We start from the raw sequence: 26,485 nt of genomic DNA on the forward strand, positions 1-26,485 counted from the left end.
GGGTCGTTAGCTCAGTTGGTAGAGCAGTTGACTTTTAATCAATTGGTCGCAGGTTCGAATCCTGCACGACCCACCATTGTAAAAAGGCGCCCTAAAGGCGCCTTTTTGCTATCTGCAATTTATAAGATTCGAACCTGCAGCAGGTCGAGTCGAACGCAGTGAGACAACGGAGCCGTTTACGGCGACGGCCCGAAGGGCGAGCGAAGCGAGTCATCCTGCACGACCCACCAATGTAAAAAGGCGCCCTAAAGGCGCCTTTTTGCTATGCAGAGAAGAACCATTTCCCCCCTGATAACCATCAGCGTGAGCGTTATAACTGATACAACGGATCGCGGGCGCGGGCTGCGGTTAATTCACTGGCCTGCATACGCACCACATCCCACAGCGCCTGAGCAGCGGTTGATAAAGAGCGGTTTTTACGTCGGGCCAGCATCAGTTGCCGTTCAACAACCGGCGTCAGGCGCTTAACCTGCAAGTGACTGCCCTGCGGTAAGGGGAGCGCCAGCGCGGGCAGCACGCTGATGCCAATCCCCGCCTCAACCATCGGAAACAGCGTGGCGGGATGGCCAATCTCCTGAACGATATTGGCATCAATGGAAAAATGGGCCAGCGCAGCGTCGATCAGCGGTCGACTACCGGAAGCATAATCCTGTAGCACCAGGCGTTCATGATACAAATCCTGCCAGTTCACCCACTCTCGTTGGGCTAACGGATGATCCTGGCGACACAGCAGCAGGAACGGTTCGGACAGCACGGCTTCACACTGCAAATCGGTGACTGCGCCGGGATCAATCACAATGCCAAAATCCACTTCTCCCTGGCGAATACTCTCCAGCACCCACTGCTGTGGCCGGTCGTGCAGCACAAAATCGATAGCCGGATAAAGCTGATTACTCTGGGCAATACACTGCGGAATAAGATGAGCAGAGATCGTCTGGCTGGCGGCAACCCGCACCGTGCCGGTTAACTGCGTTCCTACCTGTCCGGCTTCGCGCAGCGTGCTATGCAATTCATCCAGAATACGTTCCAGCCGCGCCGCCAACTGGTGTCCGGCCTCCGTCAGCACCACTTCCCGCGTCGTTCTGTCCAATAACCGCACACCCGTCTGCCCTTCCAGCTCTTTGACACTATGGCTGACCGCCGACTGGCTTAAGCCGATGATATCCCCCGCCCGGCTAAAGCTTTTGGCCTGAGCGACGGTGACAAAGATACGCAACTGACGCAGAGAGTAATTCATCTATTCGATTCATATATGGATGCAATAAATCAATTTTATTTCTCAAACGGAAAAAAGCAAAATGTTACTACCGAATTTCAGGAGTCTTTATGAAACTTTTTCGTATTCTTGATCCGTTCACGATAACGCTGATTACCGTTGTTTTGCTGGCGTCCTTTTTCCCGGCCGAAGGTGGTTTTGTGCCTTTCTTTGAAGGCTTAACCACCGCCGCCATTGCCCTGCTGTTTTTTATGCACGGGGCGAAACTCTCGCGTGAAGCCATTATTGCCGGTGGTAGCCACTGGCGTTTGCATCTGTGGGTGATGTGCAGCACGTTTGTTGTCTTCCCGGTTCTGGGCGTTCTGTTCGCCTGGTGGGCGCCGGTCAACGTTGACCCGATGCTGTACACCGGTTTCCTGTACCTGTGTATTTTGCCTGCCACTGTGCAGTCGGCCATCGCTTTTACGTCGCTGGCGGGCGGTAACGTTGCCGCCGCCGTTTGTTCTGCTTCGGCCTCCAGCCTACTGGGTATTTTTCTCTCGCCGCTGCTGGTAGGGCTGGTGATGAATATGCACGGCGCAGAAGGCAGCCTGGAGCAGGTGGGTAAAATCATGTTGCAGCTGCTGCTGCCGTTCGTGCTTGGTCACCTTTCACGTCCGTGGATTGGAAACTGGGTTTCTCGACATAAAAAATGGATCGCGAAAACGGATCAATCCTCTATTTTGCTGGTGGTGTACTCCGCCTTCAGTGAAGCCGTCGTTAACGGGATCTGGCACAAAGTGGGGGTGGGTTCACTGCTGTTTATCGTGGTGGTCAGCATCATACTGCTGGCAATCGTGATTGGCATAAATGTCTTTGTTGCGCGCAAATGCGGCTTTAACAAAGCTGATGAAATCACCATTGTATTCTGCGGTTCGAAAAAGAGCCTGGCGAACGGGATCCCAATGGCAAATATTTTGTTCCCGACTTCGGTGATTGGGATGATGGTGCTGCCGTTGATGATCTTCCATCAAATACAGCTAATGGTGTGCGCCGTGCTGGCGCGTCGCTACAAGCAACAGACGGACGCATTGCAAGCGCAACAGAAAAGCCGCGCCGCGAAGGCTTAAAGAGGACGTTTCAGGGGCTGCACCAGTTGCGTCAGCCCCTCAGTTTTAATCAGCAGCGTGATTTGCATCAGCTCGCCAAGCTTGCCCGGCGGGAATTCATCCTTACGGGCAAACCACAGCAGATACTCTTCCGGGACATCAATCAATCGACGCCCTTTATATTTGCCAAAGGGCATCACAGTATTAGCGATGTCAACCAGCTGCTCTTTTTCCATCTCAGGCACCCAGTAAGCGGATCATTTCAGCTTCATCGATCACGGCAATACCCAGTTCCTGTGCTTTTGCCAGTTTCGAACCCGCCGCTTCACCAGCAATCACCAGATCGGTTTTCTTCGACACGCTACCGGCCACTTTTGCACCTAACTCGGTCAGTCTCGCTTTGGCGTCATCGCGCGACATCAGGCTCAGGCTCCCGGTCAGCACTACCGTTTTACCTGCGAAGGGGCTTTCGATTTCTTCAGCGTTAATGACCACCGGCGCTGGCCAGTGGATCCCCTGCGCCAGCAGTTGAACAATCACCTCGCGGTTGCTCTCTTCGGCGAAGAAATTAAACACGTGCGTCGCCACCACAATGCCGACATCCGGCACTTTTTGCAGCTCTTCAATAGAAGCGGCTTCCAGCGCGTCGAGCGTGCCAAAATACGCCGCCAGACCAGCAGCCGTGGCTTCGCCGACTTCACGAATGCCTAGCGCATAGAGGAAACGGGCAAACGTGGTTTCTTTCGCTTTTTCCAGCGCGTTGACCACGTTTTGCGCCGACTTCGGCCCCATACGATCAAGCCCCGTCAGTTTACCGGCGGTCAGGGTGAAAAGATCCGCCGGCGTGTGGACATACTCTTTCTCGACCAGTTGATCGATAATTTTGTCGCCCATACCGTCAACGTCGAGCGCGCGGCGGGAAACAAAGTGTTTCAGCGATTCCTTACGCTGTGCTCCACAGATTAAACCGCCGGTGCAGCGAGTGACCGCTTCGCCTTCCACACGTTCAACGTCAGAATTACAAACCGGACAATGCGCTGGAAACACAATTTCGCGGGTATCTTCCGGGCGTTCAGAAAGCACGACGTTCACCACCTGCGGGATGACATCGCCCGCACGGCGAATGACGACTTTATCGCCAATACGCAACCCCAGACGCTCGATTTCATCAGCGTTATGCAGTGTTGCGTTACTGACCAGCACCCCGGCAACCTGGACCGGCTCAAGGCGGGCGACGGGCGTAATCGCCCCGGTACGTCCAACCTGAAACTCAACATCGCGTACGAAAGTCATCTGCTCCTGCGCCGGGAACTTAAAGGCCACAGCCCAGCGCGGCGCGCGGGCAACAAAGCCCAATTGCTCCTGCAACGCCATAGAGTTGACTTTGATCACCACGCCATCGATATCAAATCCCAGCGTTGGTCGGTCTTCTTCAACCTTGTGATAGTAAGCAAGTACTTCCTCCGGGGAGTCGCAAAGCGCCACTCTATCGCTTACCGGCAGGCCCCACTCTTTAAATTGCAGCAGGCGGCCCAGATGGGTATCTGGCAGCACGCCGCCTTCCAACACACCAACGCCATAGCAAAAGAAAGTAAGCGGTCGCTTCGCTGTGATACGTGGATCGAGCTGGCGTAATGAACCGGCCGCCGCGTTACGCGGGTTAGCAAACACTTTGTTGCCAGTGCGGCGGGCCTCTTCGTTAATTTTTTCAAATCCGGCCTGTGGCAGGAACACTTCACCGCGCACTTCCAGACGTGAAGGGATGTTTTCGCCACGCAGTTTTAACGGGATTGCGCGAATGGTGCGCACGTTAGAGGTAATATCCTCACCCGTGGTGCCATCACCACGCGTTGCAGCGCTGACCAGCACACCGTTTTCATACAGGATACTCACCGCCAGGCCGTCCAGTTTCAGTTCACAGCACCAGGTCAGTTTATCGGTACTCTTTAGCCTGTCCTGCACGCGCTTGTTGAAAGCGAGAAAACTCTCTTCATCAAACACGTTATCCAGCGACAGCATCGGCACTTCATGGCGAATCTGGCTGAACGCGGTTAACGGCGCTGCGCCAACGCGTTGGGTTGGCGAGTCGGGGGTAACAAGGTCCGGATGCTGCACTTCCAGCTCGCGCAGTTCGCGCATCAGGCGATCGTATTCCGCATCAGGAATTTCCGGCGCGTCCATCACATGATAGAGATACTCATGATGGCGAAGCGTGGTTCGCAGTTCTGTCAGTTGTTGTTCGATTGATTCCATATCGCACCATCAATGATAAAAAACCCCCGACAGGCGGGGGTTTAGAAAGGAAATGTCACGCCAGAGGAAAATCAGGCGAGAGATTCTTTAACTTCGCGGATGCGGTCCTGATACTCGCGCAGTTTCTGCGGCGTCATCATGCGACGTTGATCGTCGAGCACCACACCCCCCACTTCATCGGCAATGTGCTGTGCGGACTGCAGCATCAGCTTAAAGTTTTGCAGCTCGTCCCCGTAGGACGGAACCTGCATAAAAATAGTCACGCCAGGGGTGCTGAAGTCGCCGGTCATTTCTGGGTCAAACGTTCCCGGATTAACCATATTAGCGAGGCTGAACAGCGACGGACCGCTGCCATCCGGGCTCAAATGACGATGGAAAATATTCATATCGCCAAATTTGAAACCGGCCTGCTGAATGCTGTTGAGCAGCACTTCCCCGTTGAGCTCGCTACCATGATGAGCAGCAACGTTCATAATGATGACCGCTTCTTTACGCTGCGGTTTTTCAGCAACAGGCGCTTCTTCTACTACCGGCTCGGGCTGCGGTTGATGTTCAACGACAGGCTCTGCTGGCTGGAAGGTCTGCGGCGCAGGTTGCGGTGCTTGCTGAGCAGGTTGCTGAACCTGCGGGGCAACAGGTTGCTGCACAGGTGGCTGCTGAACAGGCTGATGTTGCACCGGCTGCTGCGGTTGTACAGGCTGCTGAACATGCGGCGGCGGTACCGGCGCTTGTGCAGGCTGCTGCGCAGGCTGACGCGGCTGAGCAGACGCATAAGGCGGCTGGTACTGGTGTTGCGGCGACTGAGGAGGAACACCATGTTCCTGCGCATTACCGGGAGCATGATTCACACGATGAACGCGAACTTCGCCCACGCCTTCGTCTTCCTCGACGTTGTCGTCGAACGAATCCTCGTCTTCACGTTTAGACTTCATGCGTTTCAGTGGGCGATCGCGGAATATAGAAGACCGCTCTTTACGGCTAGTCCAAAAACCATGTACCAGTAAAGCGATTATGGCGATCGCGCCAACAATGATTAATATCAGACGCAAATCCTGCATCATTATATTCTCTGTTGTTCTAACACCTTGCCACCACGGCAAACATTTACTCACTAAGAGTATTTGTCGATTACGCCAAGTGCAAGTGTACTCTTGGCTTTCACGGCATAAAGATGAACAAAATTGTGCTTTTTGCTGTTTTTTCGAACATTTCCGAACAGCTTAACGCTCAACAACCCGGTAAGATACGCACAGTTTACCAGAGCTTATATAACAAGGAGTACGTCCTGACCATGGTTTCATCATCTGCAGTTGTACCTCGCAGCGGCCTTTATTACTTTTCTCAGGGATGGAAGCTCATTACCCAACCGGGCATTCGTCGTTTTGTTATTCTGCCTTTGCTGGTGAATATCCTGCTGATGGGCGGCGCATTCTGGTGGTTATTTACACAACTCGGTAACTGGGTTCCCGCGCTGATGAGTCACGTCCCTGACTGGCTTCAGTGGCTCAGCTATTTACTGTGGCCGATTGTGACCATTTCCGTGCTGTTGGTGTTCGGCTACCTGTTCTCCACTATCGCCAACTGGATCGCCGCACCGTTTAACGGTCTGCTGGCTGAACAGCTGGAAGCGCGCTTAACAGGCGCAACACCGCCCGACACCGGCATTCTCGGCATTATGAAAGACGTTCCGCGCATTATGAAACGCGAATGGCAAAAGCTGGCGTGGTATCTCCCGCGCGCCTTCGTGTTGCTGATCCTCTATTTTATTCCAGGCATTGGGCAGACCGTCGCCCCGGTCCTGTGGTTCCTGTTCAGCGCGTGGATGCTGGCCATTCAGTACTGCGATTATCCTTTTGATAACCATAAGGTGCCTTTTAAGGAGATGCGCGTCGCGCTGCGCACGCGCAAGGTGACCAATATGCAGTTTGGCGCGTTGACCAGCCTGTTCACCATGATTCCGGTGCTCAATCTGTTCATCATGCCGGTAGCGGTTTGTGGTGCCACGGCGATGTGGGTAGACTGCTATCGTGCTAAACATGCGTTATGGAAGTAATGCAAAAATGTGTAAAAGCGGGCTGGCTTATGCCCGCTCTTATTCCATACTGCTACGCATTATTTCTCATCAGCATATAGATATGCGAATTCCTTACTTCCCCATACTTTCTCAACAGGTATGCTGAAGCGGTATCCCAATTTCATACAGTTAAGGACAGGCCATGAGTAAGATTTTTGAAGATAACTCGCTGACTATCGGTCATACGCCGCTGGTTCGACTGAACCGTATCGGTAACGGACGCATTCTGGCGAAGGTGGAATCACGCAACCCAAGCTTTAGCGTCAAATGCCGTATCGGTGCCAATATGATTTGGGATGCCGAAAAACGTGGTGTACTGAAACCGGGCGTTGAGCTGGTAGAACCGACCAGCGGCAACACGGGGATTGCGCTGGCCTACGTTGCCGCCGCCCGTGGTTACAAACTGACTCTGACCATGCCGGAAACCATGAGCATTGAGCGCCGCAAGCTCTTAAAAGCGCTGGGCGCGAACCTGGTGCTGACTGAAGGCGCAAAAGGTATGAAGGGCGCAATTCAGAAAGCGGAAGAAATCGTAGCCAGCGATCCGGAAAAATTCCTGCTGCTGCAGCAGTTCAGCAACCCAGCGAACCCGGAAATTCACGAAAAAACCACCGGCCCGGAAATCTGGGAAGATACCGATGGCCAGGTTGATGTCTTTATTTCCGGCGTCGGCACCGGCGGTACGCTAACTGGCGTGACCCGTTACATTAAAGGCACTAAAGGCAAAACCGATCTGATTACCGTCGCGGTAGAACCTACTGACTCCCCTGTTATCGCCCAGGCATTGGCGGGTGAAGAACTCAAACCTGGCCCGCATAAAATTCAGGGTATTGGCGCGGGCTTCATTCCTGGCAACCTTGATCTGAAGCTTATCGATAAAGTCGTTGCCATCACCAATGATGAAGCTATTTCTACCGCGCGCCGCCTGATGGAAGAAGAAGGTATTCTGGCGGGGATCTCTTCTGGCGCAGCCGTGGCTGCCGCGCTTAAGCTCCAGGAAGATGAATCCTTTACCAACAAGAATATTGTGGTTATCCTACCGTCATCGGGTGAGCGTTATCTGAGCACTGCACTGTTTGCCGATCTCTTCACAGAGAAAGAACTGCAACAGTAATGCCAGCATGTTAAAAACGCGTAAAAAAGCACCCTTTGGGGTGCTTTTTTGTGGCCTGCTTCAAATTTTCAACTCTCCTGGCATTGATTCAACCCGCCGGAACTGGTATTTAACCAAACTAATTATTTTGATGCGCGAAATTAATCGTTACAGGAAAAGCGCTAGCTGAATCGATTTTATGATTTGGTTCAACTCTTCCTTTCGCGGCATAATGTTTAATGACGAACGAAACGTCAGCGGCAAGAAGTTGCCAGCAACGGATTGCACCGAACTCCTTTTGTGTCGCGTCCAGTTTACGCCGATGCTAACAATACAGGCTAAAGTTGAACCGCCAGGCTAGACTTTAGTTCCACAACACTAAACCTATAAGTTGGGGAAATATAATGTTCCAGCAAGAAGTTACCATTACCGCTCCGAACGGTCTGCATACTCGCCCTGCTGCTCAGTTTGTTAAAGAAGCAAAAGGCTTTACTTCTGAAATTACTGTGACTTCCAACGGCAAAAGCGCTAGCGCCAAAAGCCTGTTTAAACTGCAGACTCTGGGCCTGACTCAGGGTACCGTTGTCACCCTGTCCGCAGAAGGTGAAGACGAGCAGAAAGCAGTTGAGCATCTGGTTAAACTGATGGCTGAACTCGAGTAAGTTCAACGAGTTCTTTTAAATATCAGTCACAAGTAAGGTAGGGTTATGATTTCAGGCATTTTAGCATCCCCGGGTATCGCTTTCGGTAAAGCATTGCTGCTGAAAGAAGACGAGATCGTCATTGACCGGAAAAAAATTTCTGCCGACAAGGTTGATCAGGAAGTTGAACGTTTTCTGAGCGGTCGTGCCAAGGCATCTGCGCAACTGGAAGCGATCAAAACCAAAGCTGGTGAAACGTTCGGTGAAGAAAAAGAAGCCATCTTTGAAGGGCATATCATGCTGCTCGAAGATGAGGAGCTGGAGCAGGAAATCATAGCCCTGATTAAAGATAAGCACATGACGGCTGATGCAGCTGCGCATGAAGTTATCGAAGGTCAGGCCACAGCCCTTGAAGAGCTGGATGATGAATACCTGAAAGAACGTGCGGCTGACGTACGTGACATCGGTAAACGCCTGCTGCGTAACATCCTGGGTCTGGCTATTATCGACCTGAGCGCTATTCAGGAAGAAGTTATCCTGGTAGCCGCAGACCTGACCCCGTCAGAAACCGCACAGCTGAACCTGAACAAGGTGCTGGGTTTCATCACTGACGCGGGCGGACGGACTTCCCATACTTCTATCATGGCGCGTTCTCTGGAACTGCCAGCCATCGTAGGTACGGGTAGCGTCACCTCTCAGGTTAAAAACGACGACTATCTGATTCTGGATGCCGTAAACAACCAGGTTTACGTCAATCCGACCAATGAAGTTATTGAGCAACTGCGCGCCGTTCAGGAGCAGGTTGCTACCGAGAAAGCGGAACTCGCTAAGCTGAAAGATCTCCCGGCTATCACGCTGGACGGACATCAGGTAGAAGTTTGCGCCAACATCGGTACCGTTCGTGACGTTGAAGGCGCTGAGCGTAATGGCGCCGAAGGTGTTGGTCTGTACCGCACCGAATTCCTGTTCATGGACCGTGAATCGCTGCCGACTGAAGAAGAACAGTTTGCTGCGTATAAAGCCGTTGCTGAAGCCTGTGGCTCTCAGGCGGTGATCGTCCGTACCATGGACATCGGCGGCGATAAAGAGCTGCCGTACATGAACTTCCCGAAAGAAGAGAACCCGTTCCTGGGCTGGCGTGCCGTACGTATCGCCATGGATCGTAAAGAGATCCTGCGGGATCAGGTTCGCGCTATCCTGCGCGCCTCTGCTTTCGGCAAACTGCGCATCATGTTCCCAATGATCATCTCTGTTGAAGAAGTGCGCGCACTACGCAAAGAGATCGAAATCTACAAACAGGAACTGCGCGACGAAGGTAAAGCATTTGACGAAAGCATTGAGATTGGCGTGATGGTGGAAACACCGGCAGCGGCAACAATTGCGCGTCATTTAGCCAAAGAAGTTGATTTCTTTAGTATCGGCACCAATGATTTAACGCAGTACACCCTGGCAGTTGACCGTGGTAATGATATGATTTCACACCTTTACCAACCGATGTCGCCATCTGTGCTGACGCTGATCAAGCAAGTTATTGATGCTTCTCATGCGGAAGGCAAATGGACTGGCATGTGTGGTGAGCTTGCAGGCGACGAACGTGCTACACTTCTGTTGCTGGGGATGGGTCTGGACGAATTCTCTATGAGCGCCATTTCTATCCCGCGCATTAAGAAGATTATCCGTAACACGAACTTCGAAGATGCGAAGGTGTTAGCAGAGCAGGCTCTTGCTCAACCGACAACGGACGAGTTAATGACGCTGGTTAACAAGTTCATTGAAGAAAAAACAATCTGCTAATCCACGAGATGCGGCCCAATTTACTGCTTAGGAGAAGATCATGGGTTTGTTCGATAAACTGAAATCTCTGGTTTCTGATGATAAGAAAGACACCGGAACTATTGAGATTGTTGCTCCGCTCTCTGGCGAGATCGTCAACATCGAAGACGTGCCGGATGTAGTTTTTGCTGAAAAAATCGTTGGTGATGGCATCGCTATCAAACCAACCGGTAACAAAATGGTCGCCCCTGTTGATGGCACCATCGGCAAAATCTTTGAAACCAACCACGCTTTCTCTATCGAATCCGACAGCGGCATTGAGCTGTTTGTTCACTTCGGTATTGATACCGTTGAACTGAAAGGCGAAGGCTTTAAGCGCATCGCTGAAGAAGGTCAGCGCGTCAAAGTGGGCGACCCGGTTATTGAATTCGATCTGCCGCTGCTGGAAGAAAAAGCCAAGTCTACCCTGACTCCGGTTGTTATCTCCAACATGGACGAAATCAAAGAGCTGATCAAACTGTCCGGTAGCGTGACAGTGGGTGAAACTCCGGTTATCCGCATCAAGAAGTAATTCTTGCTGCAGAGAAGAATGGCGCCTGATGGCGCCATTTTTTTTATCTGGCAGACCTCAAAATCTGCCGGATAGCGCTAAATTTGTGAGGTGACTGGTCGGTAACACGCCTCGCGCATCAGGATTTTCATCCCTTCCGGCCCGCTTTCCAGCATCCGTCGCTCCGAATCCGCCACTAACAGTTCACAATTGTAGCCACCCGCGATGCCAAACATGGCCCGCGCCACACAGATATCTTCCAGCGCCGTTGCCCCGCTGGTGTCAAAATGTCCAACCATACGCCCATTCTGGCGAACCACCAGCCGGTAACTCTTCATCGCGCCTCCCCTGCCGGTGGCAGAATTAACTCATCACAACCGCACAGATTGGTCCATTTCATCACTTCCAGTACGCGCTGTGCTGCATCGTGCGTCGCGGTTGTCAGCGCTTTACCCAGCACAATACCGCTCACCAGCTCAGCACAAAACAGATCGCCAGTTCCCTTCAGATCCGTTTTAACCCGTGGATGAGCGAACACCTCAACCGTTTCAGCCGTCACTACCGCCACGTTAATAATATCTTCGCTATCCCCCGGCGCACTGGTGATCACCACCCATTTCAGCGTTTCGGTAAGCAGCGATTGCGCCGCCGTGATGGCTTCATCAAGCGTACGACACGGCTTTCCGCTCAGCATTTGCAGTTCAAACACGTTCGGCGTCAGTCCCTGAGCCAGCGGCAGCAGGTGCTGACGGTAGGCCTGCGGAATTTCAGCTTTTACATACATACCGCTGTCCGTATCGCCAATCACCGGGTCAACCAAAATGCACACTGTCGGATGCGTAGCCCGCACCGTTTTCAGCCACTGTGCTAACAGAGCGATTTGCTCTGCACTGCCCATATAGCCTGTAGTCACCGCCTTCAGCTCGCGCAAAGCATCACGCTCATTCAAGGCGCGGAGATATCCGCTAAACCAGTCGGCCGGAATAACGCCGCCGTAAAATGTTTCATAATGCGGGGTATTACTGAACAGCACCGTTGGCACTGCCGTCACGCGTAATCCCTGCGCTTTAATGGCTGGAACGGCGATGCTGTTGCCTACGCTGCCATAAACCACCTGTGACTGGACGGCGACGATATCGGTCTGTAACGCCCGATGCTTGTCGCCGAAGAGCACTGACTGAATATCACTCCCCTGCTCCATAAATTTCTCCTCTCGCTGGACAGCGGGCTTACGCCTCACTATTATCGTCATATGCTAAAATTCATTTTGTCATAGGTCAATAATGATCGACGGAAAAACCGCTAACGAAATTTTTGACAGTATTCGTCAACATGTCGCTACAGGCACGTTGGCAGCAGGAGAAACGTTGCCGCCGGTGCGTGAACTGGCAACAGCATTGAACGTTAACCGTAATACTGTCGCGGCGGCTTATAAACGCCTGGTCACCTCCGGGCTGGCACAAAGCCAGGGACGTAACGGCACGGTAATCAAGGGGATTTCAGCCCCCGTTGCGCTGGAAGGCGGCAATCCGGATACCGCGCTTATCGATCTTTCCGGCGGTAATCCAGCCCCCGCGCGTCTTCCCGATCTCAGCCGTTATTTCGCGCAAATAAATAAGAATCCTCGTTTGTACGGTGATGCCGCTGTATCACCCGGCCTTGAGGCGTGGGCCGCGCAATGGATGCAAGATGCGATGCCAGCCAAGGGAGAAATTGATATCACCAGCGGCGCCATTGATGCCATTGAGCGCCTACTGTGCGCCCATTTACTGCCTGGCGACAGCGTTGTGGTAGAAGATCCATGCTTTTTGAGCAGCATCAACATGCTGCGTTATGCCGGATTCTCCGCCAGTCCGGTCAACGTTGACAGCGAAGGCATGCAGCCAGACATGCTGGAAATCGCGCTACAGAAAGGCGCGCGGGCGGTGATTCTGACGCCGCGCGCCCATAATCCGACAGGATGCAGTCTGAGCGCATCCCGCGCGGCGCAATTGCAGGAAATCCTGGCCCGCTATCCGCAGACGCTGGTGATCGTCGACGACCACTTTGCGCTGCTGTCCGCATGCCGTTGGTATCCGGTGATTGCGAAGGAAACCACGCACTGGGCGATTGTTCGCTCAATGTCGAAAACTTTAGGCCCGGATTTACGCCTGGCCATCGTCGCCAGCGATCCACTCACTTCCGCGAAACTGCGTTTACGGCTCAACGCCGGCAGTCAGTGGGTCAGCCATCTGCTGCAGGATCTGGCCTGCGCCTGCCTGAGTGACGAGACTTATCAACACACGCTGGCGCAAACTCAGCAGTTTTACGCCGCCCAGCAGCAAAAGCTGGCAGCGGCTCTGCGGCTTCATGGCATTACGCTGCCCGACAGCGACGGTCTTAATCTGTGGCTGCCGCTAGAAGATAACAGCCAGGCGATCGCTTTTGCGCTGGCAAAGTCCGGCTGGCTGGTACGTGAAGGCGAAGTGTTTGGCGTCAATACGCCTGCGCATGGCCTGCGCATTACGCTGTCAACATTAGCAGACAGCGACATTGATAAGCTGGCGACTGATATCCATCAGGCGCTAAAGCGCTAACAGGAGAGGAAAAGTGCGAGTTCATTTTGTTATTCATGAGTCTTTCGAATCTGCTGGCGCGTACCTGCCGTGGGCCGAATCACGCGGCTATACCATCAGTTGGTCGCGCGTTTACGCCGGAGAAACTGTTCCCGCTAATGCCGATGGCTTCGATATGCTGGTGGTATTTGGTGGGCCGCAGTCACCCCGCACCACGCTCGCAGAGTGCCCATACTTTGACTCTCAGGCAGAGCAGCATCTGATAAACCAGGCGATTGCGGCACGTAAAATCGTGGTGGGGATCTGTTTGGGGTCGCAGTTAATCGGCGAAGCACTGGGCGCGAAGGTGTGCCAAAGCCCGGAAAAAGAGATTGGTCACTATCCGATCGCCCTGACCGAGGCAGGCCAACAGCATCCGTTGTTCAGCCATTTCGGCTCACCGCTCAACGTGGGTCACTGGCACAATGACATGCCGGGATTAACCGACCAGGCGACAATTCTTGCCACAAGCGAGGGATGTCCGCGACAAATCGTGCAATACGGTAATTTCGTCTATGGTTTTCAGTGCCACATGGAGTTTACCGCCGAAGCGGTCGAAGGATTAATTCAGCACTCTGAGCAAGAACTGGCCGAAGCGAAAGGGAAGCGCTTTATTCGCGCTGTTGAAGAGATGCGCACCTGGGATTACCAGCAGATGAATGAGACGCTGTGGCAATTCCTTGATAAGTTGGTAGAAAAACGTAACGATTGAACAGTGCGGGCCGGAGAAGACGCTTTGCGTCGTCATCCGGCGATCCTGCCGTACGGTTGCCTGCTAGCGCTACGCTTATCAGGCCGACAAATTAAATCCCTAATCCCTGGCTAAAATGCTCTTCGCCAAAGACCCCAGTGGAAAGGTAGCGATCGCCGCGATCGCAGATAATCGCCACCACCACCGCCCCCGGTGTCGCGCGCGCCACGCGTAACGCGCCCGCAACCGCGCCGCCAGAACTCACTCCGCAAAAAATCCCTTCGCGAACGGCCAGTTCACGCATGGTGTTTTCCGCATCGTTCTGATGAATATCCAGCACCTCATCCACCAGCGAGGCGTTGAAAATGCCCGGCATATATTCCGCTGGCCAGCGACGAATGCCCGGAATACTACTGCCTTCTTCCGGCTGCAGGCCAACGATGGTGACGGGTTTGTCCTGTTCACGCAGAAAACGCGATACGCCGGTAATGGTGCCTGTCGTCCCCATGCTGGAGACAAAATGGGTAATACGTCCTGACGTCTGCTGCCAGATTTCGGGTCCGGTAGTCGTGTAGTGCGCATACGGGTTATCAGGATTATTAAACTGATCGAGAAGTTTACCTTCTCCGCGCTGCGCCATCTCAAGGGCTAAATCACGCGCCCCTTCCATCCCCTGCTCTTTGGTCACCAGAACCAGTTCAGCCCCGTAAGCACGCATCGCCGCACGTCGTTCCTGGCTCATGTTGTCTGGCATCAGGAGCTTCATGCGGTAGCCTTTCAGCGCGGCAATCATCGCCAGCGCAATACCCGTATTACCGCTGGTGGCCTCAATCAGCACGTCGCCTGGCTGAATTTCCCCGCGCTTTTCCGCTTCAACGATCATCGACAACGCCGCGCGGTCTTTCACTGAACCTGCGGGATTATTGCCTTCCAGCTTGACCCAAATTTCACTGCCGTTATCCGCCGTCAGACGTTGTAATTTCACCAGAGGCGTATTGCCAATTGTTTGTTCTAATGTGTTCACGTTTTCAGCTCAATAAAATGCCGGGTGGCGCTGCGCTTACCCGGCTTACAGGTCATGCACCACCCGTTAAGCCCGGTAAGCGCAGCGCCACCGGATGATAACTATACGAATTAACCTATCAGGCACTTTGCGCCAGGGCAAGTTCCTCTTCACGCGTTTCAATACGCTGGTCGCCATTATACAAACGCGCATTTTGCAGCCCAACAAACAGACGTTCGCCGCGGTTCGGGGAATCATCGCCCTGCATAATCACCGTCAGCGGTTCGTTATACCACCCCAAGGGTTGCACAACTAATTGGGTGTAGTGTCCTTTCGGGCTGGCTTCCAGCACCTGTACCGGCAACGGTGAATCCAGACTGGTACGACGGCTGACGTCCACTTCCCACGGACGCAGGAACAGATCTACCGGACCCTGATAGCCAGGCGTATAGCCCAACGGCCAGCGATGTGCGCCCACGTGGAATTGTCCACCGCGAATCGTCCCTTGCAGGCGGTTAACTTCACCCATAAATTCCAGGACAAAACGGGTAGCCGGTTCGCGCCATACCTGATCGGGTGCATCGGCCTGCTCGATATGACCCTGGCTCATCACCACCACGCGGTCTGCGACTTCCGTCGCTTCTTCCTGATCGTGGGTAACAAACACGCTGGTGAACTTCAGCTCTTCATGCAACTGACGCAGCCAGCGACGCAGTTCTTTACGCACCTGAGCATCGAGCGCGCCAAACGGCTCGTCGAGCAACAAGATCTGCGGTTCTACCGCCAGCGCACGCGCCAACGCCACGCGCTGCTTTTGCCCACCGGAGAGCTGTGCCGGGAAACGGTCCGCCAGATGAGCCAGTTGAACCATCTCCAGCAGTTTGGTTACTTTTGCTTTGATCGTTGCCGCATTCGGGCGCTCACGCCGTGGCAGAACAGTCAGACCAAAAGCGATATTGTCGAAAACGGTCATATGACGAAACAGCGCATAGTGCTGAAACACGAACCCCACCTTACGGTCGCGGGCGTGCAAACGACTGACGTCAGTGCCGTGGAAACGGATATGCCCGCTGGACTGATGCTCCAGCCCGGCGATGATGCGCAGCAGCGTGGTTTTGCCCGATCCAGAAGGCCCCAACAGGGCGACCATCTGACCTGAAGGAATATCCAGCGAGATATCGTTCAGCACCTGTGTGCGACCAAAAGACTTCTTAATATTGGCAATCTCAATGCTCATGATTTTCCTCCTGCTGCGCGCGTTTCTCCTGGTTTTCCAGGCGCCATTGCAACATGCTCTTCAAAAACAGGGTAATAATCGCCATCAGCGTTAATAGCGCCGCGGCGGTAAAGGAGCCGACTGTGTTGTAGTCCTGCTCCAGTAATTCAATCTGTAACGGCAAAGACAAGGTTTCACCGCGAATCGAGCCAGAAACCACCGATACCGCGCCGAACTCGCCAATCGCACGGGCGTTGGTCAGCACCACGCCGTACAGCAATGCCCAACGGATATTCGGCAGCGTAACGCGACGGAACATTTGCCAGCCGGAGGCGCCAAGCAGAACCGCCGCCTCATCTTCATGGCTGCCCTGGCTTAACATTACCGGCACCAGTTCGCGCACCACAAACGGACAGGTCACGAACACCGTCACCAGCACCATTCCCGGCCAGGCAAACATAATTTGCAGGTTGTGTTCATCCAGCCATCCGCCAAGCGGGCCGTTAGAGCCGTAAAACAGCAGATAGACCAGGCCAGCGACCACTGGTGAAACGGCAAATGGAATATCCAGTAATGTGAGCAACAACTGGCGTCCAGGGAAGTTAAAGCGGGTCACCAGCCAGGCCAGTAACACGCCAAACACCAGGTTCACCGGCACCGCAATCAGCGCAATCAGCACCGTCAGCCAGATGGCGTGCAGCATGTCCGGATCAGCCAGGTTGTGTAATACCGGCATCAACCCCTTGCTGAACGCCTGCACGAAGATGTAAACCATCGGCACCAGCAAAATAAAGGCGGATACCAGCATGCCCGTGCCAATCAGAAACCATTTCCCCCAGTTGATGCGGGGTGCGCCATAACGTTTCAATTGGGTAATGTCTGCCATCAGTGACCTACCACGCGTCGACCAAAGCGACTTTGCAGGGTGTTAATTGAAAACAGCAGCAGCAACGAAGCCCCGAGGATCACAGATGCAATCGCGCTGGCGGCCGGGTAGTCAAACTCCTGCAAACGAACAAAAATCATCAGCGAGGTCACTTCCGTTTTCCATGCGATGTTTCCGGCGATAAAGATAACCGCGCCAAACTCACCGAGGCTGCGGGTAAACGAGAGCGCAACGCCCGCGACTAGCGCGGGAGACAGCTCCGGCAGTACCACTTTACGAAAGCTCTGCCAGCGCGTAGCGCCGAGCGTTTCCGCCGCTTCTTCATACTCCGGACCTAACTCTTCCAGCACCGGCTGCACGGTACGCACCACGAATGGAATGCTGGTAAAAGCCATCGCCACCGCAATGCCAAGCCAGGTGTAGGTCACTTTAATATCCAGCTTCGCCAGCCACTCGCCGTAGAAACCATTGACCGAAAAAAGCGATGCCAGCGTCAGACCTGCTACCGCCGTAGGCAGCGCAAACGGCAGATCCATCAGCGCATCCAGCAGCGTACGGCCCGGAAAGCGATAGCGGGTTAAGATCCACGCCATCAGCAAACCAAACACGCCGTTAAAAATCGACGCCACAAACGCCGACAGCAGCGTCACTTTATAAGCCGCCACCACCTGCGGGTTGGTAATCACATCCCAGTATTGCGCCCAGCTCATTTGCGCCAATTGCATCACCAGCGCGCTAAGCGGCAGCAGCAAAATCAGGCAGACAAACAGTAAGCTGGTGCCCAAACTTAAGGTAAAGCCGGGCAGCACGCGTCGGGAAGAAACAGCAAACATTTACTTACGCCCCGCCGCCAACAGTTTGTCCAACTCACCGCCGCTGACAAAGTGCGTTTTCATTACCTCAGGCCACGAGCCAAACCTGTCTTCCACGCGGAAAAGTTCGGTCTGCGGGAATTTATCCTGCAGTTTGTCCATCACCTGCGGGTTATTCACGCGGTAGTAGAAATCGGTAATGATGGTTTGCGCCTGCGGGCTATACAGCCAGTTCAGGTACGCTTTTGCCGCTTTTTCAGTACCGTTAGCCTGCACATTTTTATCTACCCAGGCCACCGGGAACTCCGCCAGAATGTTGACCTTCGGCACCACCACTTCGAAGCCCTGGTCTTCATACTGTTTACGGATGTTGTTCACTTCTGATTCAAAGGTGATCAGCACATCGCCCAGGCCGCGTTCCACGAATGTGGTGGTTGCCCCGCGACCGCCGGTATCAAACACTTCCACGTTTTTCAGAAACTGGGTCATGAACTGTTCAGTTTTGGCTTTATCCCCACCATCCGCTTTATCTGCCGCGCCCCACGCAGCCAGATAGGTATAACGCGCGTTACCGGAGGTTTTCGGATTCGGGAAAATCAGTTTCACGTCCGGGCGAACCAGGTCGTTCCATTCGTGGATATTTTTCGGGTTACCCTTACGCACCAAAAACGCCATGGTGGAATAGAATGGCGAACTGTTATTCGGCAGACGACTTTGCCAGTCGGCCGGGATCAGCTTGCCTTTGTCATGCAGGATCTGTACATCGGTCACCTGGTTATAGGTCACCACATCGGCTTTCAGCCCCTGCAGAATCGCCAGCGCCTGTTTTGATGACCCGGCATGAGATTGTTTAATCGTCAGTTTGTCACCGCCGTTATCCTTCGCCCATTGCTGTTCAAACGGCGGGTTAAGGGCGGCAAACAGCTCGCGAGAGACATCGTATGAACTGTTCAGCAGCTCCGTTGCCTGCGCCTGACCCACCAGCAACAGCATTGCTGCCAGCGTCAGGGTTCTTTTTTTCAGTAAGTTAACGGCCATTGCGCACCCTTATAAATTTAATGACTTTCTTATGGTCATCATATTTATAACCAGTGCTAAAGGAGTAACGGTTTTATATACCGTTTGATGATTTGAAAGTTGAAAAGAGAATAAGGGTACCTCCTCCCCAGCGCACGGGGAGGAGACCGGCATCAATCAGACGCCGACGCTAACGCTTTCAGGCAGGGTGCTGCCGCCATCAATCACGTTTTGCGTGCCAGTCAAGTAACTGGACTCATCCGACGCCAGGAATGCCGCCAGTTCACCAACCTCAAGTGGGCAGGCCAAGCGGCGCATCGGGATCGCTTTTGCCATTTCGACTAATACGGATTCAGGATCCTCCGGATTAGACTGACGAGCGATATTTTCCGCCATCGGCGTACGAACGTAGCCCGGGCAAATAGCATTAACGCGAATGCCGGACTGCGCGTATTCCACCGCCAGAGATTTGGTCAAACCGATGATTGCGGCTTTCGACAGCGCGTAGGCCGTTTCGCCCGGATCGGCAACCATATCGCCGGTCACAGAGGACATCATTACGATGCGCCCGTCTTTGCGCGCAATCATCTCCGGCAGAACGGCTTTCGTCACGTTCCAGACACCTTTAATGTTGATATCAATGTGGAAATCGCGATCTTCATCGCTCATATCAAGGAAGTTGCCGAGGCGACATACGCCCGCATTGTTGACCAGAATATCGATTTTGCCTTCAATCTTCTTCGCGCGTTTTACCGCTTCCGTGACCGACGCAAAATCTCTGACGTCAGCGTGTACGGCGGTGCAACGGTGCCCGCGCCCAGCCAACTCATCCGCCAGTTTTTCAATCTCATCGGAGATATCCAGCAGGATTAGGTTCGCGCCATGGCGGGCAAATGTTCTGGCGATCCCTTCGCCAATACCCTGAGATGCGCCCGTAATCAATGCTGTTTTGCCCGTGAGTTTTCCCATTTCAATATTCTCCTTTTGAATATGAAGCATTCGCTTCATTCACGCAGAAGATACAGCAATAACAAATAAGTGCTGAGGAATAGCTCACTAAATCAGGTTAATCTCAGGTAAAAAAAATCCCCGGCGTTGCGGGGACCCAACGGTAAACATGCTCTGACCAGATTAACAGAAGACTTACAGCCGTTTTTCCAGCAAATGTGCTCTCATCAACTCCGATGCCATCTGCGCATCCCCTTTTTTAATATGAAGCAGTATTTCCCTCTGTTTTGCCGCCGTATCAAGAAAATACTGACGATCGTTCGCAGGTAACGACTCCCTTGTTTTCTCAAAATAAGTAATGAGGACATCAGAGAAAACCTGCAGCACCCTGTTGCCACTCGCCTGTAGCAAGAGCAAATGAAAATCTCTATCGTGACGATCGGCCACCTGGGGGTTATCCGCATTCTCTTCAATAAGCCTTAGCTCATTTTCAAGTTTGGAGAGCATCGCCGGGAAAATTCTACGCGTTGCCAGAGGGATAATCGCGCATTCAATCAGGATCCTCGCCTCTGTAAATTCTGTGATATCAAACCCAGACAAATCAAACTGCATTAACAACTGGTGATTTATGTTGTGCTGTTCCAAATTCTTCAAGACGCTGCCACGACGAGGAGATCGTTCCAACATTCCCATCTGTACCAGTGTGCTGAGCGCCTGACGAACTTTATATCTTGATGTATTAAAACGAACGGCAAGCTCAGTTTCAGTTTCAATGCGACCATCAGCATTGCGGTTAGCATCATCAAGCAGATAATTTTTAATATTTTCAAACAGTTCGTTTTTGTTATCCATAAACACTCTCGGATTAAAGTGCTGCAAAACTGATGAGTATAAATAATCTAATAAGTTAGATTGCTTAATATACTGTTATGGTAAGATTATAGCCCCTATTATTCAAATTATACCAAGCCATTTGTTAATAAAAAGGAATTAATTATGGTGTTATTCGTAACTCAGTTTGCGATAGTACTTATATGTATCGGTATAGGTGGGCGTTTTGGTGGGATTGGCCTGGGGGCTGCTGGCGGGTTAGGACTCGCTATCCTGACTTTTGGTTTTGGACTCCCTCCCGACTCACCTCCTTTCACTGTTATTTCTATTATCCTTGCGGTTATCACTTGCATCACAATCCTCCAGGCGGCTGGCGGGCTTGATTTATTCGTTACGATGGCAGAACGGATCCTCAGAAAGTGGCCGGGCGCGATCACTTTCCTCGGCCCCGCAGTCGCTTACCTTTTTACTGCTATCTGCGGAACAGGATATGTTGCCTTTTCGGTTTATCCAGTCATTGCTGAAATTGCAGCAGATGCCAGAGTACGGCCAGAGAGAGCCATGTCGATGTCAGTAATCGCTGCCAATTTTGGGCTTATTGCCAGCCCGGTCAGTGCGGTCGTAACAGGGACAATTGCTGTCCTTGCTGGATTACATGTCTCTGCTTTAGATATCTTGTTAGTCACCGTTCCCGGAACGTTCCTTGGCTGCGTTGTCGGCTGCCTGTTCGTCTTTAAAAGAGGTCATGAGCTTAAAAATGATCCGGAATTCCAACGCAGGGTTGCTGAAGGTGAGTTTGAATCAGTAAAAGCTGAAGAGCGAACAGCCAATATAGTGACAAAAGAGGCGAAGAGAGGATTGCTGATTTTCCTTACCGGTATCATTCTGGTCGTACTTATGGGTTCAATTCCTGAATTACGTCCTGAGTGGAATAACGGTACCGGAATGGAGCGTATGAGTATCCCTACCACGCTGCAAATAGTTATGCTGACAACAGCATGTATTATTATGATGGTATGTCGAATTTCTCCGTCAAAACTCGATTCAGGTTCTGTCTTTAAAGCAGGTCTTGTAGGTGTTGTCGCCATATTTGGTCTGTCATGGATGATGAACTCCTTTTTTGAGGCATGGCACGAATTATTTAACACGGCTTTCCACGGTTTTCAGAATCCAGTCTTGTTCGGCATTATTGTTTTTGGTCTTTCAGCCGTAATTTATAGCCCCGCAGCGACTGCTGTCGCGCTACTCCCCGCTGGCGTGTTAATGGGATATCCGGCAGAAACCCTGGTCGCCCTGCTCCCGCTGACTTGTGGATCATTCATTATTCCAGGGGGGGCACAGATTGGCTGTGTGGCGTTTGATCGTACCGGGACAACTCGAATTGGCAAGTATGTGGTTAATCACAGCTACATGCTACCTGGTCTTGTCACCGTTGTAGCATCAACTCTTTTTTGCTTCCTTTTTTCCAAAATGCTGATGTAGTGAGAGAGCAATTTAATTGTGGTAAACCTTTTCTTCATGGCATCCCCCCTGAATGAATTCAGAGAGGATGCCTGTTACTCACTTCTGAATAGCGCCACTGCAATTTTCCATAGAATTTACTTTACAGAACAACCTGAGCAATGAGATAAGCAAAAATTACCTGAGAGATAACCATCACAAAGCCCGGACGAATATAGCTATGGTTGACAACAAAGCGTCCAATCTTTGTGGTACCTGTTCGATCAAATGCAACACAGCCGATTTGATTTGCTCCAGGTATAATGAAGTCACCACAGGTACAAGCAAAAATAGCGATAAGAAACGGGGCTGGAATACCTAAGGTAACACCGAGTGGCATGATGGCAGCTACCGTCGCCGCCGGGCTCATAATGACCAGCGAGAACAAGAATACAACCACACCAAATAGCATTGGTGCATCATTGACAATGCCACCAAAAACTTTAATCAGTTCTGGCTGATAAGCATCAAAAAACGTTGCCGTCATCCATGAAACACCGAGTATTGCTACCACTCCCATCAAACCTGCACGGAAGACTGAGCCGCTATTCAAGGTACTACTTGGTACTTTACTGACAATCATAATAAACAAAGCGGCTGTCAACATGACCATCTGAATAACCATTGGGGTTGACAGTCTTTTTCCATCCCAGGAAGGGAGTAACTCAGTAAAAGAACCTAAAATAAGTACCAGTACCACACCAATCGCAAAGATAACGACACCTTTTTTAGCGCCAGCTGAAGCAACAAATTCTTTTTTCTGCTCAGTATGCATGAACTCATATTCGCCAGCAGCAACTCTCCTCTGGAATTCCGGATCATCCTCCAGCTCTTTTCCGCGTTTATAAACTGAAAAGCTGGTAACAATAGCTGCCATAAAGAATGATGGGAGAGCAATCGTCAGTATTTGCCCAAGGCTAATCCCGGCATATTCATGCAGAATAGCCAGCATCCCCGCGGTTGCCGCACTCATCGGACTAGCAGCAACTGCGACACTGGCCGCAATAACCGTTGCGGACAACGCTCGCTCCGGACGAACCTTTGCTTCAGCAGCAACTTCAGCGACAACCGGATACAAAGAGAAAGCAACGTAAGTAGTCCCACAGAATAACGTAAATATGGAAGTTAATATCGGGGCAACAAAAGTAATTGCCTGTGGTTTTTTACGGAGTAATTTTTCAGCCACGCGCACCAGATAATCAAGCCCACCAGCGGCCTGTAATACGCTGACAGCGCCAATCACACAAATAATAATTAGCATTGCAGTAATAGATGGTGCGGAGGGTTTTAGTCCAAAACCCAGAACTAATATTGCAACACCAAGTCCTCCACCAGCACCCAGCCCCATTCCGCCATAACGCCCGCCTATACCAATACAGGCGAGTACAATAAATAATTGTATAAAAAATAAAGCATCCATTTTTCACCTCAAAGCGTCTCCCGGATATTGCATCCGGGAGATATTAATTACTATGCTCGGGATTAGTTTAAATATGATTTAGCAATTTCGATCTGTTTTTTAACAGCATCAGTCCCTGTACCACCATAAGACATTCTTGATTTAATACATGCTTCGAGAGATATACTCTCATAAATATCATTTTCGATTTTATCATCAAATGTGTGGAATTCATCCAGAGTAAGCTCTTCCAACATTTTTCTATGTTTTATACAGTAATTAACAGCACTGCCAACAATATGGTGAGCTTCTCTAAAAGGAATGCCTTTACGAACCAGGTAGTCAGCCATATCGGTTGCGTTTGAAAATCCTCTTGCCGCTGCGCTACGAGTATTATCTGAAAGAATAACCATTTTTTCGAGCATCGGCGCCATAATTTTCAGACTGGTCTGTAAGGTATCCATAGAGTCATAGACCTGCTCTTTATCCTCACTCATATCAGTATTATAGGCCAGAGGGATACCTTTCATAATGGTCAACATCGCCATTAGATTTCCGTACATACGCCCCCCTTTGCCGCGCATTTTTTCAGCCACGTCGGGGTTTTTCTTCTGTGGCATGATGCTGGAACCGGTACAGAAATCATCTGAAAGCTCAATAAATTTAAAATCCTGACTTGAGAATAAAACCAGTTCTTCTGACAAACGGGTAAGATGCATAAAGCACATAGCAGCGGCGGCAGTGAATTCAACCATATGGTCACGATCGCTGACAGAATCAATACTGTTTTCAGTCGGTTTGTCAAAGCCAAGCTCTTTAGCCGTGAAATCACGATCAATGGGGAAAGTAGTACCGGCAAGGGCTGCTGAACCTAAAGGGCATTCCCCCATGCGTTGATAAAGGTCTGCAAAACGAGTCCAGTCACGGCGTAACATCCAATAATATGCCATTATCCAGTGCGACAGAAGAATAGGCTGACCGGTCTGTAAATGAGTATAGCCAGGCATGATCGCATTAATGTTATTTTCAGCCTTGCTGATAATAACTTTTTGTAGATGAACGATATCCTGCTGAATTTCACGAATAGTCGATCTCATGTGCATTTTCGAATCGACAGTCGTCTGGTCATTACGACTGCGGCCAGTATGTAGCTTCCCGCCTACAGGACCAATTATTTCTGTCATACGTCTTTCTATCGCCATATGAATATCTTCATCAACGGTATCAAAAACGAATTGCCCGTCCTCAATCTCTTTATTAACTTGCCTTAACCCGCCAATAATCGCATTCGCTTCATCCTGCGTGATAATCCCCTGACGGCCCAGCATAGTGGCGTGAGCAATACTCCCCTGAATATCAAAAGGGCAGAGACGTTGTTCCAGCATAATTGTCGCATTATAAGATTCGACCAGTTTATTTGTAGGCATATCAAAACGCCCACCCCATAATTTTGTAGACATAAAACCTCCAATGACCCTTTGTTGCAAAATGGTTAAATATGAATTCCGTTATTTTTCGGTCATTTTCAGATTACAAGACAGTCATTTTAATTGTCAATAAATGAAGGTATTAAATCAATTTATAGCGAAATTAATTACACTTATTATTTATTTTATTTTCATAAATTGCATTAAAAAACCTGATCTTCCTCACATTTAAATTGTGATTTAATTCAGATATATTCAGAATTTTTAAAGTAATAAATTGGTATTAATAGTTTATTAATTCCAAATAATTCCATTTAATACCGTTGTCATAACCGAGAAACTGGCAGGTAAATAATAATGAACGTGGGAGGTGATTTTTCAGGATGAGCGTCAACGCGAGTGCATCATCAGCATGGCGGACGTTGGGTGATTCGGGGGAGAGCTATATTGTGCCAGATGGCGGCATCAGCGCCATCTGGCATCAAAAAATTACAGGGCCAGCAAACGATCCAGCGATGGCGCGAAATAATAGCCGCCGGTCACCGGTTTAGTGAAACGCAGCATCGCATCGCGCTTGCCGTCAGTGTCGCCAAACATGCTCAGCAGTTGCTGCTCGATGTTGTGCAAACGGGCGCAATAGGCACAGAAATAGAGGCCGTGCGTACCGCTGGCGGTGCCGTATGGCAGGCTCTGGCGCACAATTTTCAGTCCTTTACCGTCTTCTTTGAGATCGACGCGGCTCAGGTGAGAAGTAACCGGACGGTCATCACCGTCGATCTCTTCGTTGGCTTCCTTGGTACGCCCAATCATCATTTCCTGGTCATGAATGCTCATGCGGTTAAGCTGCTTCAGGTTATGTTCCCAACGCTGCACAAACACATAGCTGCCACCAGCATCCACTCCATCTTTAATAACCGCGACTTCACGGCGCGTTTCAACGCCTGCCGGGTTTTCCGTTCCGTCAACAAAGCCGCTGAGATCGCGCTCTTCAACCCAACGGAAACCGTGGATCTCTTCTTTGACTTCAATACAGTCGCCAAACGCTTCCATTGCCGCCTGTGCAACGGAGAAATTCACGTCATGACGCAAAGAGAGAATATGAATCAGCACATCATACTGGGTGGCTGGGGCAAGACCTTTACCGTAAGGGATAAAGTCTTTTAACTCTTCTGCGCCAACGCCGCCGCTCAGTGTACGCCAGGTGTTATTGCCAAAAGCAACAACCGCGCCCAGATGCGCATCCGGGAACTTCGCTTCAAAGGTCGCCAGCTTATCGGCGAAGGTTTTGCTGGCCCCACGCAGGGCCTCAACGTCGCCTTTAACATTGGCTTCAATCCAAATCGCCGCACGGCAATGTTCTGGCAAAATGCCACTCTGAACCTGAGACATTGTTCCTCCTGAAAAAAAAGATGCCACGACATCGTGGCATTGATGGGCGCTATTCTACCTGTTTTTTTAACAAGCCGATTTGTT

Annotated in this window: 25 protein-coding genes, 1 tRNA gene and 1 other RNA gene; 11 read left to right on the forward strand and 16 right to left on the reverse strand. The window is 51.3% G+C overall.

The features are described from left to right. Together N0B36_RS18885 and N0B36_RS18890 are read left to right on the forward strand one after the other, a co-directional pair. Positions 1-76 (forward strand) — tRNA-Lys (locus N0B36_RS18885). 29 nt (positions 77-105) lie between these two features. Next, positions 106-230: non-coding RNA, RtT sRNA (locus N0B36_RS18890), on the forward strand. 80 nt (positions 231-310) lie between these two features. Here the strand turns inward: N0B36_RS18890 and N0B36_RS18895 are convergent. Beyond that, a complete protein-coding gene (locus N0B36_RS18895) occupies positions 311-1,237 on the reverse strand; it encodes a LysR family transcriptional regulator (protein WP_016153919.1) in 927 nt (308 codons plus the stop codon). 89 nt (positions 1,238-1,326) lie between these two features. Between N0B36_RS18895 and N0B36_RS18900 the strand changes: the two genes are divergently transcribed. Then, positions 1,327-2,325 (forward strand): bile acid:sodium symporter family protein, encoded by a 999-nt coding sequence (locus N0B36_RS18900; RefSeq protein ID WP_016153920.1) that lies wholly within the window; start codon positions 1,327-1,329, stop codon positions 2,323-2,325. Here N0B36_RS18900 and N0B36_RS18905 read toward each other — a convergent pair. From N0B36_RS18905 to zipA, 3 genes are all read right to left on the reverse strand, one after another. After that, entirely contained in the window at positions 2,322-2,540 is a 219-nt protein-coding gene (locus N0B36_RS18905) for a DUF3820 family protein (protein WP_016153921.1), read from the reverse strand. The two genes, N0B36_RS18900 and N0B36_RS18905, sit on opposite strands and share 4 nt — an antisense overlap. 1 nt (position 2,541) lies before the next feature. Further along, a complete protein-coding gene (gene ligA, locus N0B36_RS18910; RefSeq protein ID WP_259688812.1) occupies positions 2,542-4,557 on the reverse strand; it encodes an NAD-dependent DNA ligase LigA in 2,016 nt (671 codons plus the stop codon). Positions 4,558-4,628: 71 nt separating this feature from the next. After that, the gene (gene zipA / locus N0B36_RS18915) at positions 4,629-5,618 is read right to left on the reverse strand and encodes a cell division protein ZipA (protein ID WP_259688814.1); all 990 of its coding nucleotides are present in this window, start codon (positions 5,616-5,618) and stop codon (positions 4,629-4,631) included. Between the two features lie 230 nt (positions 5,619-5,848). On the opposite strand from zipA, the gene cysZ reads away from it, so the two are divergent. From cysZ to crr, 5 genes are all read left to right on the forward strand, one after another. After that, a complete protein-coding gene (gene cysZ, locus N0B36_RS18920) occupies positions 5,849-6,610 on the forward strand; it encodes a sulfate transporter CysZ (RefSeq protein ID WP_016153924.1) in 762 nt (253 codons plus the stop codon). A 163-nt stretch (positions 6,611-6,773) separates the two neighbouring features. Further along, positions 6,774-7,745, forward strand: a complete 972-nt coding sequence (gene cysK / locus N0B36_RS18925; protein ID WP_005121957.1) for a cysteine synthase A — start codon at positions 6,774-6,776, stop codon at positions 7,743-7,745. Positions 7,746-8,128: 383 nt separating this feature from the next. Then, positions 8,129-8,386: a phosphocarrier protein Hpr gene (gene ptsH / locus N0B36_RS18930; protein ID WP_002913505.1), complete on the forward strand. Its 258-nt coding sequence runs from the start codon at positions 8,129-8,131 to the stop codon at positions 8,384-8,386. 45 nt (positions 8,387-8,431) lie between these two features. Then, positions 8,432-10,159: a phosphoenolpyruvate-protein phosphotransferase PtsI gene (ptsI, locus tag N0B36_RS18935; RefSeq protein ID WP_016153925.1), complete on the forward strand. Its 1,728-nt coding sequence runs from the start codon at positions 8,432-8,434 to the stop codon at positions 10,157-10,159. A 40-nt stretch (positions 10,160-10,199) separates the two neighbouring features. After that, the gene (gene crr, locus N0B36_RS18940) at positions 10,200-10,709 is read left to right on the forward strand and encodes a PTS glucose transporter subunit IIA (RefSeq protein ID WP_000522253.1); all 510 of its coding nucleotides are present in this window, start codon (positions 10,200-10,202) and stop codon (positions 10,707-10,709) included. Positions 10,710-10,786: 77 nt separating this feature from the next. Here crr and N0B36_RS18945 read toward each other — a convergent pair whose 3' ends face one another. Next, positions 10,787-11,026: a hypothetical protein gene (locus N0B36_RS18945; protein ID WP_016153926.1), complete on the reverse strand. Its 240-nt coding sequence runs from the start codon at positions 11,024-11,026 to the stop codon at positions 10,787-10,789. Further along, a complete protein-coding gene (gene pdxK, locus N0B36_RS18950; protein WP_047499829.1) occupies positions 11,023-11,889 on the reverse strand; it encodes a pyridoxine/pyridoxal/pyridoxamine kinase in 867 nt (288 codons plus the stop codon). The genes N0B36_RS18945 and pdxK overlap by 4 nt, the downstream gene beginning before the upstream one ends. A gap of 82 nt (positions 11,890-11,971) precedes the next feature. Here pdxK and ptsJ point away from each other — a divergent pair, with 82 nt between their 5' ends. Beyond that, on the forward strand, positions 11,972-13,264 hold the full coding sequence (gene ptsJ, locus N0B36_RS18955) for a transcriptional regulator PtsJ (RefSeq protein WP_259688820.1): 1,293 nt from the start codon (positions 11,972-11,974) through the stop codon (positions 13,262-13,264). A 13-nt stretch (positions 13,265-13,277) separates the two neighbouring features. Then, on the forward strand, positions 13,278-13,994 hold the full coding sequence (locus N0B36_RS18960) for a GMP synthase (protein WP_016157091.1): 717 nt from the start codon (positions 13,278-13,280) through the stop codon (positions 13,992-13,994). 91 nt (positions 13,995-14,085) lie between these two features. Here the strand turns inward: N0B36_RS18960 and cysM are convergent, their stop codons facing one another. From cysM to N0B36_RS18995, 7 genes are all read right to left on the reverse strand, one after another. Next, entirely contained in the window at positions 14,086-14,997 is a 912-nt protein-coding gene (cysM, locus tag N0B36_RS18965) for a cysteine synthase CysM (RefSeq protein WP_016153930.1), read from the reverse strand. 118 nt (positions 14,998-15,115) lie between these two features. Further along, positions 15,116-16,213, reverse strand: coding sequence for a sulfate/thiosulfate ABC transporter ATP-binding protein CysA (gene cysA, locus N0B36_RS18970; RefSeq protein ID WP_016153931.1), 1,098 nt, complete (start codon positions 16,211-16,213; stop codon positions 15,116-15,118). Next, positions 16,203-17,078 (reverse strand): sulfate/thiosulfate ABC transporter permease CysW, encoded by an 876-nt coding sequence (cysW, locus tag N0B36_RS18975; RefSeq protein ID WP_016153932.1) that lies wholly within the window; start codon positions 17,076-17,078, stop codon positions 16,203-16,205. Before cysW ends, cysA begins: the two co-directional genes overlap by 11 nt. Further along, complete coding sequence (gene cysT, locus N0B36_RS18980) at positions 17,078-17,911, reverse strand: sulfate/thiosulfate ABC transporter permease CysT (protein WP_003038061.1); 834 nt, start codon at positions 17,909-17,911, stop codon at positions 17,078-17,080. The genes cysW and cysT overlap by 1 nt, the downstream gene beginning before the upstream one ends. Continuing rightward, complete coding sequence (locus tag N0B36_RS18985; protein ID WP_016153933.1) at positions 17,912-18,928, reverse strand: sulfate ABC transporter substrate-binding protein; 1,017 nt, start codon at positions 18,926-18,928, stop codon at positions 17,912-17,914. Positions 18,929-19,084: 156 nt separating this feature from the next. Then, positions 19,085-19,876, reverse strand: coding sequence for an SDR family oxidoreductase UcpA (gene ucpA / locus N0B36_RS18990; protein WP_016153934.1), 792 nt, complete (start codon positions 19,874-19,876; stop codon positions 19,085-19,087). A 174-nt stretch (positions 19,877-20,050) separates the two neighbouring features. Further along, the gene (locus tag N0B36_RS18995) at positions 20,051-20,707 is read right to left on the reverse strand and encodes a FadR/GntR family transcriptional regulator (RefSeq protein ID WP_103766601.1); all 657 of its coding nucleotides are present in this window, start codon (positions 20,705-20,707) and stop codon (positions 20,051-20,053) included. Between the two features lie 144 nt (positions 20,708-20,851). Between N0B36_RS18995 and N0B36_RS19000 the strand changes: the two genes are divergently transcribed. Beyond that, positions 20,852-22,168, forward strand: a complete 1,317-nt coding sequence (locus tag N0B36_RS19000) for an anaerobic C4-dicarboxylate transporter family protein (protein WP_016153936.1) — start codon at positions 20,852-20,854, stop codon at positions 22,166-22,168. Between the two features lie 121 nt (positions 22,169-22,289). Here the strand turns inward: N0B36_RS19000 and N0B36_RS19005 are convergent, their stop codons facing one another. The 3 genes from N0B36_RS19005 to yfeX form a co-directional block, all read right to left on the reverse strand. Further along, entirely contained in the window at positions 22,290-23,606 is a 1,317-nt protein-coding gene (locus N0B36_RS19005) for an anaerobic C4-dicarboxylate transporter family protein (protein WP_016153937.1), read from the reverse strand. 62 nt (positions 23,607-23,668) lie between these two features. Beyond that, positions 23,669-25,045 (reverse strand): argininosuccinate lyase, encoded by a 1,377-nt coding sequence (argH, locus tag N0B36_RS19010; RefSeq protein ID WP_047416385.1) that lies wholly within the window; start codon positions 25,043-25,045, stop codon positions 23,669-23,671. 456 nt (positions 25,046-25,501) lie between these two features. Then, a complete protein-coding gene (yfeX, locus tag N0B36_RS19015; RefSeq protein ID WP_016153939.1) occupies positions 25,502-26,401 on the reverse strand; it encodes a porphyrinogen peroxidase in 900 nt (299 codons plus the stop codon). Positions 26,402-26,485: the final 84 nt, after the last annotated feature.

This window comes from Citrobacter sp. XY323, assembly GCF_025106035.1.
GTDB lineage: Bacteria > Pseudomonadota > Gammaproteobacteria > Enterobacterales > Enterobacteriaceae > Citrobacter > Citrobacter braakii.